A 13,160-nucleotide genomic window follows, 5' to 3' on the forward strand; every position below is an offset into this window, starting at 1 on the left:
CAATCAAAGGGCAATTTGATTCTCCCGATGCTAAGTTCGAGCTTAAGCTATTTCGAGCGACTTGCGTTGACCTAGAGTGACAATTTGGCTTTATTTTTTGCAAACAATGCAGGGCCAACGCCTTTCACCAATTGAATATCATCTATACTTTTAAAACGGCCATTTTTTTGCCGATACGCCACGATTGCTTCAGCTTTTTTCTGTCCTATACCACTCAATGTTTGTAATTGCTCTGCTGTTGCCGTATTTAAATTCACCCGATCTTGAACGCTGGCTGCACCTGTACTCGGACGCGATAAATAATAATTTGGATGATTTGTCCCTTGTGTACTTGGCTTAGCTGCTTCTTTAGGCTTTTTCAATTGCTGATCTTGCGCTTGCTGCATCGCTTTCCATTCAGCATAACCTGAGGGGCTTTCTGCATAACTAGGTTGCAGAATGACCAAGCAAAGAAAAATACTAAAGGCTGAAACACAGCTATTTTTGAGGAGGTTGTTCATGAGTTGCCTGTTGTTTTAATTGTAGTTTGGCTTGATCCCAAAGCTGATCCATCTCAGCCAAAGACAAGTCTTCTAATTGTTTTTGTTGTAAATCTGCCTGTTGCTCAATATAAGCAAAACGGCTTCTAAATTTGTGAATGGTACTTAGCAATGCCATCTCACTCGATATGCCTATCTTACGACCAACATTCACCAGAGAAAACAAACAATCACCAAATTCATCGAGCATTTCGTCGGAATTTTCCCCTGCCACTGCTTCACGAAATTCGGCTAATTCTTCTTCTAATTTGCCATAAGCCCCTTCTACATCTGGGAAATCAAAACCTATTTTCGCCACATTTTTCTGAATTTCATCTGCTTGAGCTAAAGCGGGCGCATGTTTAATCTCTGCAAGTCTAGACTGTGGTTTGCCTTGTTTTTCTTGTTGTTTTATCTGCTGCCATAAAGCCGCGACATCCTCTGCATTCATTGCTGAAAATTGTTCTGATTGAAAAACATGCGGATGACGACGTATCAATTTATTGGTAATGGCTTGTACAACATCATCAAAATCAAATGCACCTATCTCACTATACATTTGCGACTGAAACACCACTTGTAACAGCAAATCACCTAATTCATCTCGTACATCATCGGTATTGCCTGAACGCACTGCGGCTTCTACCTCGTAAGCCTCTTCAATGGCATAGCGAGTTAAGCTTTGTGGTGTTTGCTTTTGATCCCATGGACATTTGCTGCGAAGTTCTTGCATAACCGCCAATAATTGTTCCATGTAGACACCTTTACTCATCAGTACATTGATTCAATGAAATAGTTTGCTATGCTCAAAAGACTCATGGATTGAGCATAAAAAAGAAGGAGAAGCATAACATGCAAAGTATTTTTATCAGCGGTGCAGCTCAGGGGATTGGTGCAGCGATTGCACGATTATTCATTCAGCATGGCTACAAGGTCGGGCTATACGACATTAATCTGGCACAAGTCGAGCAATTGGCCACCGAGCTTGGGAAAAATGCCAAAGCTGGGCTTTTGGATGTCACCGATCCAGCACAATGGCAACAGGCTTTGCAGGAATTTTCTACATGGGCGGGGCAATTAAATATCTTGGTAAATAATGCAGGAATTTTATATTCAGGCCCTTTTGAAAATACCGACTTAAGCTCGCACCATCGTACTATTGATATCAATATTAAAGGCGTCATCAATGGCTGCTATGCAGCGCTTCCCTTATTAAAGCAAGCTAATTTTGCCCGTGTCATCAATTTATCTTCTGCATCTGCAATTTATGGGCAAGCCGATCTGGCAACTTATTCCACGTCCAAATTTGCCGTTCGTGGTTTTACAGAAAGCCTAGATATTGAATGGCAAAAATATGGCATTCGAGTGCTCGATGTCATGCCTTTATTTGTGCAAACCGCCATGGTCAAGGATATGGATGCACAGAGTATTAAAAAAATGGGGGTAAACCTGAAACCTGAAGATGTTGCACAGCAAATTTATGAATTAGCCAAACTCAAAGATCAACCATGGCTGCCAACCCATACCCCTGTCGGTTTCAAAGCCAAATTTTTATTTAACTTATCCAAACTCAGTCCACAGTTTATCAATCGCTTAAGTAACATTCTGATTGCACAAAAACCGAAGTAGAGAAATTTACATTTCACATAATAATGCAATAATAATTGTACTTAATTTACACAACTTTACACAATTGTCACATTTTAGCAGGACAAGATACGTTTTTTTGCATAATATTCACCCGCTCACTACATTTGAGCTTTTTATTTTCTAACAATAAAAGTGAAGTTATTCATGAAAAAATTACTTGTTCTTGCAACTGCTACAACAATCTCTATTTCTGCTTTTGCTACAACTCAATTCGCAACTTCAGAATTAAAAGCTATGGACTGCGCAACACTTGCAGTAGAAAAAGCGAATGCTAAGCGTTCACTTGAAACTGCTGATAAAAACCTTGCAAACATCCAAGCTTCTGCTCAAGCACCAGGAAAATCTTTAAGCAAATTCGCTGGTTTAGCGGGTGGCGCTCTAGCTGCTTTTGGTGGTAACTCTGAAAAAGCGGCTCGTGCAAGCAACATCGCAAACAGCCTAGCTGGTGAGCAAGATACTTCTGACGCAAGCAACCTAGAAGTTCAACAAGCAAACAAATCTGCTGCTCAAGCAAACATTGACAACATTGGTATCTACCAAGGTTCTAAAAAATGCAAAATCTAATCTAAATTTGATTTAGATCTGATTCAAAAAAAACCTTGTTCAGCCAGAGCAAGGTTTTTTTGTTAAAAACAAAATAATTCGTTCCGCTTTGTCCCGTCCACACACATTGAGCCTCATCACGCATATTGCTTTAACTCAATTTGAGGAAAGTTAAATCCTTTACAAGACTGTTCACTCTGCCAAGCCACAGTCAACATCACATGCGGCAACTGAATATTTTGGTAGGCGAATACACCCAATTTCGGATGCGTACACATCCCGCCATTTTGATCTGCCATGCACTGTGTATTTAATTCTTTTAAATCTAAACGAATGCCCAAACCCGATGCTTTTAATACCGCTTCTTTGGTGGTCCACACCTTGAACCAATACGCTGGATCCTGACTTTCCTGCTCCCACTTTGTTAATTCTTCAGGATGAAAGGCATGTAATGCCAATGATTCAAAACGCACTTTACGTGTTAAGTCTTCAATATCCACACCTAAATGGGCAATTTTCTGGCTGCTAGCGAGTACATAATGTTGCTGGCTATGACTATGATTAAAATGAAAATTTGGATAAGCACTTAAGTAGGGCTTACCATATTCAGTTTTGGCAAAATCTGAATTGTGTATATCCGTATTTAACTGCTGTCCAATAAGCTGATTACGGAATTGATAGATCAGCGCTTTTTTTTCTGCAACCTGTTGAGTACGGCTTAAATTCTCGGATAATTCAGGAATAATTTGAGCTAATGCCGTCCATTCAAGTTGTATTTTTGCCATGATTGGACAACTCCCCACATTTTAAGATATCGACTGATTGCAACTTTAGTTTACTACACTGTGATTTGAGATTTGTCTGCACGTAGCAAGAAGCCTCTATTAAATTTAAATTAAAAATCATCTCTCTGTGTTTAAATTTTTTAATATTTAATTAATTATCAAATATTTATTTTAAATATTAATATTTTAGATAAAATACTCTAAATATTATTATTAGCTAAAACTTTATAGGGGATTATTAATGCTTAAAAAGACACTACTTGTTTGTACAATGACTCTACTTCCACTGAGTTCACAAGCTGGCTTACTGGATGCTGCCGTTGCTGTCATGGGTGCAAAAAACGGTGCGATCATGGACCAAGCTGAAGCACGCATGAATCAAAGTCGTGAAGAAGCTGCGTATGCCGTTGCTCAAGCAGACCGCGCTTATGCAACAAATGCCAATCCTGTAAGTACAACCAACAATAGTGTATATAGCACAAGTTATTTAAAAACCTTAGACTGCACAGACCTCGCCGTTGAACGTAAAACCTTTGAGCGCACGCTTGAAGCATCAAACGCTGCTGCTGCGCAAGCGACAACTCAACAAAATAACCAAATGTCAAAATGGGCTGGTTTGGCAGGGAATGCCCTTTCAGCATTTGCTGGACAATCCGAAACGGCTGGACGCATGGGACAAGTGGCTAACGCTTTTGCAGGCACCAAAAATAACCAAACCAATGCAGCAAGTGCGCAACAAGCCGCTGAAGTTGCTCAAGCCAATATTGATAATATTAAAATTTATCAAAGCTCTAAAAAATGTAAAATCTAAACTTTGACACATTTCGGCAATAAAAAAGCCCATCATAAGATGGGCTTTTTAAATAGAGAATTAAAACTTAGCGTTTAAATTTCTTCTCTGCTTTCTTAAATTTCTGAACATAACGACGTTTACGTGCCGCAGTACGTTCATCAATTTGTGACTTACGTCCTTCAAATGGATTTTCTGACGTTTTAAATTCAATTCTTACTGGTGTACCTTCAAGTTTGTACACTTTACGGAATACATTTTCGAGGTAACGACGATAATCCGCTGGGGTTTTATCGACTTTGTTACCGTGAATCACAATTGTCGGTGGATTTTGTCCGCCCATGTGCGCATAACGCATTTTGATACGACGACCTTGTACCATTGGCGGTTGGTGCGCATCTGTTGCATCACTCAAAATTTGAGTAATTTTGGCTGGAGACACTTTCAAATGTGAAGAGTCATAGGCACGGTGAATAGATGGGTAAAGATCACCTACACCTGTACCATGCAATGCTGAAATTAAGTGAATTTTTGCCCAAGGAATAAAGTCAAAACGACGGTCGACATCAAGCTTACATTGCTTACGATCGTAATCAGACATGTTGTCCCATTTATTGATCGCAATCACCATGGCACGACCTGCTTCCAGTGCGTAACCAATTAAGTGTAAATCTTGCTCAACAATACCATCACGGGCATCAACCACAATCACCACGACATGTGCGTCTTTCATGGCTTGTAGCGTTTTCACAATTGAGAATTTCTCAATCATTTCATCTACTTTACCCTTACGACGTACACCTGCTGTATCGATCAAGGTGTATTTACGACCATCACGCTCGAATGGAATATAAACCGAATCACGGGTTGTACCCGGTTGGTCAAATGCCACCACACGTTCTTCACCTAAAAGGCGGTTTACCAGTGTCGATTTACCCACGTTTGGACGACCAATAATCGCTAAACGTAAGCCTGTATCGCGGTCGTGTAATTCTGGGTTTTCGTCTTCAGGCACATCTTGAAGTACATCTTCAAGCATTTGCTGTACGCCACGACCATGACTTGCTGCAACTTGAAGTGGCTCACCCATACCCAGTTTAAAGAACTCAACCAGTGCCGCTTCTGCATGTACACCATCAACTTTGTTCGCAACAAGGTAAACCTTTTTGCCCAAAGTACGTAAGTCACGTGCAATTTGTTCATCAGATGCCAACAGACCTGCACGAGCATCAACTACAAATACAATAATATCAGCTTCATGAATGGCGGTTTTAGATTGCTCTGCCATGTATGAATCAATACCACCTTCAGTTTCGCCGATACCACCAGTATCAACAACAATGAAGGATTTATTTTGATAGGTCGCATCACCATATTTACGGTCACGAGTCAGACCGGCAAAATCAGCAACGAGAGCATCACGGCTCTTGGTAATCTGGTTAAATAACGTTGATTTTCCGACGTTCGGACGACCAATGAGCGCAATTACGGGTTTCATAGATTAACCTTTATTCCAGATCAGCCAGTTAGGTCTGGTCTGAACATCAGAAAGCTTAGGAAGAATGGAATTAGGATAAATGCCTAAAATAAATAAAAAACACGGGGCATTGATTGTTCAATCCCCCGCGTTCAAGAATACGGTTTGGCTTATTTTAACATAAGCCGCAGAAAAATTAACGATTCTGCCAAATGCTTAATGCACCCTTGCGAGTTGACACATAAAGTTGATTGTCAATAACGCGCAATGAGCGAACTTCACCACTGGTTTTAGAACGACCCACGATTTCACCTGTCGCTGGATTAATCAGGTGTAATACACCATCCAAATCACCTACCACAAGGTCTTGACCAAGCATTACAGGATTACTCAAATTACGATTGAGTAATTGATCATTTTCCCAAAGCGTTTGACCAGTGGTAATTTCATAAGCCACGATTTTACCATCTGTTTGTGCAACAAATACACCATTACCCACAACTTCAGGGCGTTGGATGCTGCTCGCATCGTTGCTCCAAATCACTTGTTGGCTGGCTAAATCAAGTGCAGTTACTTGACCTTGGTAACTTGTGGTAATTAAGAATTGACCTGCAACAGTCGGTTCGCCATCAATATCAATCAGACGCTGTACATCTGAACGACCGTCTGACACCGCAACACGACGTTGCATTTTCGGAATACCACTCAATGCATCAATCACATAGATATACGCATTTGAAGATGCAATGAGAACATTACGTGCATCTAATGCTACAGGCGCAGCCATACCACGTAGGCTAAATTGTACATTCGGTAAATTATAGGTCCACGTTTGTTGACCTGTCGCCACATCGTTCGCATATACCGTGCCATCATTACTGACAGAGATTACACGACCTGCTTGAATCAGCGATGGAGAAAGTAGCGCACCTGATAATTGTGCAACCCACTTCTGTTCACCTGTTGCTTGGTCTAAAGCAAATAACTGACCTTTAGCGTTACCGACAACAACGATGCCGTCTGCAGCTTCAACACCAGCACTTAGACCTTGTTTAGATACTTTCTTTTGCCATAAACGGTTTTTACCATTGAAGGCTTGAACTTCACCATTTGGATTTACGGTGAAAATCACACCGTTATCTACATCCATACGTAAACGCAATGGATCTGCATCATCAGTAGAAGCAACACTGCTTGAAAAAACAGGCGCTAATGATTTTGCCTGTGACAATTTAGGAAGTGGGTTTGGTTTTACTTTTTCTACTTTCCCTTTGCTGGCACAACCAGTCAAAGCAAGTGTTAAAACTGTCAGCGCACAGGTAATTTTGTATTTTCTATTCATTCAGTTGCTTCCACTTGTGTATCTATAATTGGACGTTCAATTTCAGGATCATCAACTAAAACGCCTACACTTTCGAGTTTAATTTGTAAAATTTGACGTTCTTCTTGTCGCTCAACCAAGGCATCCCATGCACTTTGATAGGCTTTTTTCGCATTTTCAGTATCATTTTTTGCAACATAGACGTCACCACGTGCTTCATCTGCTGTTGCTTTAAATGCAGGCTCTTTCACAGCATCTAATGATTTTAACGCATCATCAAATTTCTTCTGCGCCAATTGTGCATAAGCTAAACGTAGTTTAACCAATTGTACTAAGCCCGCATCATCAACTTTTGAATTTTCAACACGCTTTAACGCTTTTTCTGCACTTGCATAATCCGCTTTATCATAAGCCAATTTTGCCATAAGCAATTGAGTTTGAATGGCTTGCGCAGAATCTGGTGCTTCTTTCATGATTTTATCTGCGGTTGCAGAAAGTTGCGTGAAAGCATCACCTGTTGCCATCTGCGCATCGTCCATTAATTGCTGAACTTTGGCTGTTTCCATTTGAGATTCAGCCAAAGTTTTCTTCTGCCAGTATTCCCATCCGAAAAAGGCAATTAACGCAATTAAAATGCCGCTAACAATGGCAGAGCCATATTTTCTAGCAAACGATTTTAAATTATCAAGTTGTTCTTCATCACTCAATGCGCTCATGAAACTACCCTTTTCCTTATGTTATATGGCTTATTTTGAAGAAATTTTGTCAATAATGAAGGCAACAAATTCTGCCACATTCACTTCATGCTGTTCAGCATTAGCAAGTTCTTTGACAGATACTTGACCCGCAGCTTGCTCACGTTCACCAAAGATTACAGCAAACAAAGCACCCGCTTGATCGGCCTTTTTCATTTGTGACTTCATTGAACCTTGTGAACCGACTTTCAAGCGAATACGACTACCCGCAGCTTCAAGTTGGTCACGGATTTGTTCTGCAAGTACTAACGCTTTACCTTGAGTTGCTGGATCAGATACCAAGAACAACTCACAATCACGTACAGGGGTATTGTCTTCCACTTGTTCAAGAAGAAGCAGTAAACGTTCCATACCCATTGCAAAACCAACCGCCGGTACAGATTGATCCGCCTTACCTTTAAGCTGGCCCACTAGACCGTCATAACGACCGCCTGCACACACTGTACCTTGTGAACCTAAATGCGTGGTCGTCCATTCAAATACAGTTTTGTTGTAATAGTCCAAACCACGAACCAATTTTTGGTTAATCACAAAACCAATACCCGCTTCTGTCAGGTATTGCTGTAATTGAGCAAAATGCGCCAAGGTTTCCTCACCCATGAAGTCGTGAAGTTTTGGAGCATTTTCCAAAATCGCTTGGGTCTTCGCATCTTTAGAATCCAAAATACGAAGTGGATTGGTCGTTAAACGACGCTGTGAATCTTCATCCAAATCGGCTTTATGTGATTCCAGAAAATCAACCAATGCCGCACGGTAAGCAGCACGCTCATCAGACTCACCTAATGTGTTCAATTCAAGTTGAACTTTATCTGCAACGCCCATACGTTTCCATAAACGCGCAGTCATGAGAATCAGTTCAGCATCTTGATCGGGGGTTGCCACGCCAAAGGTTTCCACACCAAATTGGTGGAATTGACGGTAACGGCCTTTTTGCGGCTTTTCATAACGGAACATCGGTCCCACATACCAAACACGCGGAGTTGCACCACGTAGCAAGTTATGCTCAAGCATGGCACGTACACAGCCTGCTGTACCTTCAGGACGTAAAGTCAAAGACTCAGGTGGATTACCTTTGTCAAGGAAGGTATACATTTCCTTTTCAACGATGTCGGTTGCATCACCAATAGAACGTTTGAACAGATGAGTCTGTTCCACAATCGGCAGGCGAATTTGCTGATAACCATACGCATCCATCAAACTCGATAGATGCTGTTCTAGACGTCTCCATGCAGGGGTCTGCGTAGGAAGAATGTCATTAAAACCTTTGATTGCGACGATTGAACTCATGACTTATAACTTACTCAAAACTTGTACGAATAATCTCTTTAGCTTTAGCTTCTTCAATGGCTTTAACACGATCACGAACCATTGATTCGATCTCATCAACCAACTGATTTGTGTCAATTAAATGACTTTTCTCGCCATTACGATACACCAGTGAGCGTGGACTTGCACCTACTACACCAATATCCGCTTCCTTAGCTTCACCTGGACCATTCACTTTACAGCCGATCACTGAAACATCCATTGGAACACGCACATCTTCCAAGCGTTCTTCCAAAGTTTGCATGACTTTAATCACGTTAAATTCTTGACGTGAACAGCTTGGGCAAGCAATAAAATTAATACCGTTTGAACGAAGACCGAGTGATTTTAAAATATCAAAACCAATTTTCACTTCTTCTTCAGGTTCAGCAGCCAATGAAATACGCATAGTGTCACCAATGCCTTCCATTAACAAACCACCTAAAGCAATTGCTGATTTCACCGATCCAGTGCGATAAACGCCTGCTTCAGTTACACCCAAATGTAGTGGATTATCAATTTGAGCAGACAGTAAACGATAAGCATCCATGGTTAAAAATACATTCGATGCTTTAACCGATACTTTAAATTCATGAAAATTTAAACGATCTAAAATATCAATATGACGCATTGCCGATTCAAGCAAGGCTTGACCTGTCGGCTCACCATATTTCTTTTGAATGTCTTTTTCGAGTGAACCCGCATTGACACCGATACGCATTGAAATGTCATTGTGTTTCGCTGCGGCAACCACTTCACGAATTTTGGCTTCAGAACCAATATTCCCTGGGTTAATACGTAAACAATCTGCACCCAAGTCGGCTACACGTAATGCAATTTTATAATCGAAGTGAATATCCGCCACTAATGGCACTTGTACACGCTTACGAATTTCACCAAAAGCTTCAGCGGCTTCCATACTTGGTACAGAAACACGCATGATATCTGCACCAACATCCACACAGCGTTGAATCTGTGCAACGGTTGCGTCTACATCGCATGTTTCAGTATTGGTCATACTTTGGATGCTGATCGGCGCATCACCACCGACATAGACCGAACCTACTTTAATTTTACGAGTTGGACGGCGCTTAATTGGATTTTCAATCATTGTTCAGTCTGCTCTGTTGTCCCTTAACGTGATAAACGGAAATCTGCTTTGCCGTTTACGGTATATGGAGACAATGAAATATTTTCATTATTTAAGCTTAATGACACAGCTTCAGCATCATCTAAACGAATTTGGAAAGGTGTCTCGCCATTTAAGTTTAAGGTCGATGCTTGACGACCTGTAGCCAACACTTTACCAGTTGAATCTACAATATGTACTGAAGTTGGACGATTAAAGCTTAAAGTCAGCTGATCGCCACTGATTGCAGCGTTACCGCCATTCATATCCAGAACTTGAACTTCAGATGTAGCATCATTGCTTACTGGTTCTTCATTGCTACTGCTTGACGACATCATGCCTTGTACTGCCGCAACAATGAGTCCGACAACAATAATAACTGCCAAAGCGATAAGACCACGCTTTAACCACTTACGATTGCGGTCACGATTTGAACCCGGCAATTTACCCATAATTTTGATGGGCGAATTATTCAGTGCATGATTTGGTAATAGCCCCGTATCATTGGCATAAATATCATCAAAACGCTGGATTATATTGGTGGCGTCGACCTTTAAGTATTTCGCATAGGTCCGATAATAACCTTTAATAAAGGTCGCTTCAGGCAAAGACTTATAGTCATCTTGCTCAAGTGCGGTGAGTGTTTTGACCGGAATATTCAGTTCAGCTGCGACAGCTTCAAGTTCCAGTTTTTGAGTAATACGCACTTGACGTAAATACTCACCTGGGCGTTGTACATTTCCTAATGCATTTGGAGCTACGCTCGAACCATTCGATTGCGGTGAATTAGGATTTACTTCCATACGGCCTCAGTACTGTACTGTAATTGCAAATAGCGTTGGTATTCAGGACTTTCTGGGAACAACGCACGCATCTGGTTCACCAGTACCTGCATACCCAAATTGTCGCCATTGGCACGAGCTGTTCGAATGCCAATCCAGAGTGCGCGCGCACCCTGATTTTTTTGACCTACTGCACGAACAAATTGTTCATACATTTGCGTTGCAGCAGGGAATTGCTGATTCAAATAAAATATTTCAGACAACTCTAACATTGAAACATAGGAATCACGATTGGCCTGAAGGGCTTGTTTGAATGATTTTTCAGCATTCGCAACATCACCCAGTTTCAAGTAAATTCGACCTAAATTTTCCAATGCTCTTGAACGTTGATCATAACCTAAGGTTGACCCTGCAATGCTCAACTGTTCAATCGCGTCATTATAACGCTCAACTTGATATAAATACGTACCGTAGTTGTTACGAGCTTGAGAATTTTTAGAATCTGCTGAAATAGCTCGTCTAAAATAACTATCAGCTTTTTCCAGATTTTCCTTACTGCCTTCTTGTTGTAGTAAAACGCCCATCATCATATTGGCTTGTGAATCACGCGAATTCACCTCTAAGGCCTGATCTAATGCGCGCTTGGCAGCGTCTAAATCCCCTGCTTTTAAATGTTCAACAGCCAATTGTGTCCGAATCTTTACGGCTTTTTCTGGGTCTTTCTTCCCCACATCTGGTGTTTGACATGCAGTTAATGCCAAAACCGATGCACATAAAGCTGAAACGAAAGTGAACTTTAACGTTAACTTTTTCAATTGGCTGCCTCTTTATTATCCTTGTGAGCGCAGAATCTCATTTTGCTGCGCAACTTTCTTTTTCCATTGCTCCGCACGACGAGTACGGTCAGCAACTTGCCCCACGAGTTGTCCGCACGCAGCATCAATATCATCGCCACGTGTCTGACGAATCGTACACACAAATCCAGCATCAGACAAAGTTTTTTGGAAAGAAATAATACGGTTACGACTAGAACGTCCGTATGGCGCATGCGGGAACGGGTTAAATGGAATTAAATTAATTTTGCTCGGAAGATTTTTCAGCAATTTAATCATTTGTTGTGCATGTTCAGGATGATCATTCACACCATCGAGCATGACATATTCAATGGTCACGTGTTTACGTGAACTCTCATTACCATCTTTGGCGATATAACGCTGACAAGCTGCGATCAATTGTTCCAACGGATACTTTTTATTGATTGGTACAAGTTCGTTACGCAGTTCATCATTTGGCGCATGCAATGAAATTGCTAAAGCCACATCAATATCTTGTGCCAATTGATCAATTTTTGGCACCACGCCTGAAGTCGACAAGGTCACACGGCGTTTGGACATACCATATGCAAAGTCATCGAGCATGATACGCATTGAATTCAATACTGCATCATAGTTTAGCAGCGGTTCGCCCATGCCCATCATTACGACGTTGGTCACAGAACGCTCACGCTCAAGCACAGGAACTTCTTCCATATAGGAGAAGTTTGCCATCCACAACTGACCGATAATTTCAGCTTGACTCAAGTCACGTTGGAAGCCTTGTTTACCTGTAGAACAGAACGAACAATCCAGTGCACAGCCCACTTGTGAAGAAATACACAAGGTCTTACGCGCACCAGTTTTGTCTTCGGCAGGAATAAGTACAGTTTCAACCAATGAACCTACACCATCACCGACACGGAACACCCATTTACGAGTACCGTCTTTCGAATAATTTTTATGCACCACTTCTGGCGCTTTAATTTCACAAATTTTTTCCAATTTTTCACGGAGTTTGCCTGAGATATTGGTCATCTCAGCAAAATCTGTCACAAAAAATTGGTGAATCCATTTCATCACCTGTCCTGCACGGAATTTCTTCTCCCCCATATCTTCGAAGAATTTTTCCATTTGTGGACGTGACATGCCCAGTAAATTCACTTTCTCCACAGTATTATGCTGCGTCGGAGCGGATGGAGATTGTTGCTGTGCATCAGAAACAGCTGATGTAGCGACTACTTCAGTACTCATGTGTAATTACCTAAACCATGTCTAAAGATAAAAGGAGAT

At 41.2% G+C, this 13,160-nt stretch carries 14 protein-coding genes; 3 read left to right on the forward strand and 11 right to left on the reverse strand.

Annotated elements, in window-relative coordinates:
• Window positions 1-71: 71 nt before the first annotated feature.
• On the reverse strand, window positions 72-500 hold the full coding sequence (locus B9T33_RS12490; RefSeq protein WP_086179235.1) for a ComEA family DNA-binding protein: 429 nt from the start codon (window positions 498-500) through the stop codon (window positions 72-74).
• The gene (gene mazG / locus B9T33_RS12495; RefSeq protein WP_086179303.1) at window positions 478-1,272 is read right to left on the reverse strand and encodes a nucleoside triphosphate pyrophosphohydrolase; all 795 of its coding nucleotides are present in this window, start codon (window positions 1,270-1,272) and stop codon (window positions 478-480) included. The genes B9T33_RS12490 and mazG overlap by 23 nt, the downstream gene beginning before the upstream one ends.
• Window positions 1,273-1,370: 98 nt before the next feature.
• Here mazG and B9T33_RS12500 point away from each other — a divergent pair, with 98 nt between their 5' ends.
• Both B9T33_RS12500 and B9T33_RS12505 read left to right on the forward strand, forming a co-directional pair.
• Entirely contained in the window at window positions 1,371-2,147 is a 777-nt protein-coding gene (locus B9T33_RS12500) for an SDR family oxidoreductase (RefSeq protein ID WP_086179236.1), read from the forward strand.
• 165 nt (window positions 2,148-2,312) lie between these two features.
• Window positions 2,313-2,732 carry a hypothetical protein gene (locus tag B9T33_RS12505; protein ID WP_086179237.1) on the forward strand — a complete coding sequence of 140 codons (420 nt, stop codon included), beginning with the start codon at window positions 2,313-2,315 and terminating at the stop codon, window positions 2,730-2,732.
• Between the two features lie 116 nt (window positions 2,733-2,848).
• On the opposite strand, the gene B9T33_RS12510 is transcribed toward B9T33_RS12505, so the two are convergent.
• Complete coding sequence (locus B9T33_RS12510) at window positions 2,849-3,496, reverse strand: 4'-phosphopantetheinyl transferase family protein (RefSeq protein ID WP_086179238.1); 648 nt, start codon at window positions 3,494-3,496, stop codon at window positions 2,849-2,851.
• 241 nt (window positions 3,497-3,737) lie between these two features.
• Between B9T33_RS12510 and B9T33_RS12515 the strand changes: the two genes are divergently transcribed.
• Window positions 3,738-4,307 carry a hypothetical protein gene (locus tag B9T33_RS12515; RefSeq protein ID WP_171263639.1) on the forward strand — a complete coding sequence of 190 codons (570 nt, stop codon included), beginning with the start codon at window positions 3,738-3,740 and terminating at the stop codon, window positions 4,305-4,307.
• Window positions 4,308-4,374: 67 nt separating this feature from the next.
• Here B9T33_RS12515 and der read toward each other — a convergent pair whose 3' ends face one another.
• From der to rlmN, 8 genes are all read right to left on the reverse strand, one after another.
• Window positions 4,375-5,784 (reverse strand): ribosome biogenesis GTPase Der, encoded by a 1,410-nt coding sequence (gene der / locus B9T33_RS12520; RefSeq protein ID WP_086179239.1) that lies wholly within the window; start codon window positions 5,782-5,784, stop codon window positions 4,375-4,377.
• A gap of 175 nt (window positions 5,785-5,959) precedes the next feature.
• Window positions 5,960-7,105, reverse strand: a complete 1,146-nt coding sequence (gene bamB / locus B9T33_RS12525) for an outer membrane protein assembly factor BamB (protein WP_086179240.1) — start codon at window positions 7,103-7,105, stop codon at window positions 5,960-5,962.
• Entirely contained in the window at window positions 7,102-7,800 is a 699-nt protein-coding gene (locus B9T33_RS12530; protein ID WP_086179241.1) for a YfgM family protein, read from the reverse strand. The genes bamB and B9T33_RS12530 overlap by 4 nt, the downstream gene beginning before the upstream one ends.
• A 30-nt stretch (window positions 7,801-7,830) precedes the next feature.
• The gene (gene hisS, locus B9T33_RS12535; protein WP_086179242.1) at window positions 7,831-9,126 is read right to left on the reverse strand and encodes a histidine--tRNA ligase; all 1,296 of its coding nucleotides are present in this window, start codon (window positions 9,124-9,126) and stop codon (window positions 7,831-7,833) included.
• A 10-nt stretch (window positions 9,127-9,136) separates the two neighbouring features.
• Entirely contained in the window at window positions 9,137-10,255 is a 1,119-nt protein-coding gene (gene ispG, locus B9T33_RS12540; protein WP_086179243.1) for a flavodoxin-dependent (E)-4-hydroxy-3-methylbut-2-enyl-diphosphate synthase, read from the reverse strand.
• A 23-nt stretch (window positions 10,256-10,278) separates the two neighbouring features.
• Window positions 10,279-11,076 (reverse strand): helix-turn-helix domain-containing protein, encoded by a 798-nt coding sequence (locus tag B9T33_RS12545; protein ID WP_086179244.1) that lies wholly within the window; start codon window positions 11,074-11,076, stop codon window positions 10,279-10,281.
• A complete protein-coding gene (gene pilW / locus B9T33_RS12550) occupies window positions 11,067-11,870 on the reverse strand; it encodes a type IV pilus biogenesis/stability protein PilW (RefSeq protein WP_086179245.1) in 804 nt (267 codons plus the stop codon). The genes B9T33_RS12545 and pilW overlap by 10 nt, the downstream gene beginning before the upstream one ends.
• Before the next feature lie 15 nt (window positions 11,871-11,885).
• Window positions 11,886-13,121 (reverse strand): 23S rRNA (adenine(2503)-C(2))-methyltransferase RlmN, encoded by a 1,236-nt coding sequence (gene rlmN / locus B9T33_RS12555; RefSeq protein ID WP_086179246.1) that lies wholly within the window; start codon window positions 13,119-13,121, stop codon window positions 11,886-11,888.
• Window positions 13,122-13,160 lie beyond the last annotated feature (39 nt).

The sequence above is a fragment of the Acinetobacter sp. ANC 5054 genome, assembly GCF_002135295.1.
Lineage (GTDB): Bacteria > Pseudomonadota > Gammaproteobacteria > Pseudomonadales > Moraxellaceae > Acinetobacter.

Coding starts and splice junctions, on each gene's coding strand:
- B9T33_RS12490 (WP_086179235.1), bottom strand. CDS start 500: ATGAACAACCTCCTCAAAAATAGCTGTGTTTCAGCCTTTAGTATTTTT.
- rlmN (WP_086179246.1), bottom strand. CDS start 13,121: ATGAGTACTGAAGTAGTCGCTACATCAGCTGTTTCTGATGCACAGCAA.
- B9T33_RS12505 (WP_086179237.1), top strand. CDS start 2,313: ATGAAAAAATTACTTGTTCTTGCAACTGCTACAACAATCTCTATTTCT.
- B9T33_RS12510 (WP_086179238.1), bottom strand. CDS start 3,496: ATGGCAAAAATACAACTTGAATGGACGGCATTAGCTCAAATTATTCCT.
- B9T33_RS12515 (WP_171263639.1), top strand. CDS start 3,738: ATGCTTAAAAAGACACTACTTGTTTGTACAATGACTCTACTTCCACTG.
- bamB (WP_086179240.1), bottom strand. CDS start 7,105: ATGAATAGAAAATACAAAATTACCTGTGCGCTGACAGTTTTAACACTT.
- B9T33_RS12500 (WP_086179236.1), top strand. CDS start 1,371: ATGCAAAGTATTTTTATCAGCGGTGCAGCTCAGGGGATTGGTGCAGCG.
- hisS (WP_086179242.1), bottom strand. CDS start 9,126: ATGAGTTCAATCGTCGCAATCAAAGGTTTTAATGACATTCTTCCTACG.
- B9T33_RS12545 (WP_086179244.1), bottom strand. CDS start 11,076: ATGGAAGTAAATCCTAATTCACCGCAATCGAATGGTTCGAGCGTAGCT.
- mazG (WP_086179303.1), bottom strand. CDS start 1,272: ATGGAACAATTATTGGCGGTTATGCAAGAACTTCGCAGCAAATGTCCA.
- ispG (WP_086179243.1), bottom strand. CDS start 10,255: ATGATTGAAAATCCAATTAAGCGCCGTCCAACTCGTAAAATTAAAGTA.
- der (WP_086179239.1), bottom strand. CDS start 5,784: ATGAAACCCGTAATTGCGCTCATTGGTCGTCCGAACGTCGGAAAATCA.
- B9T33_RS12530 (WP_086179241.1), bottom strand. CDS start 7,800: ATGAGCGCATTGAGTGATGAAGAACAACTTGATAATTTAAAATCGTTT.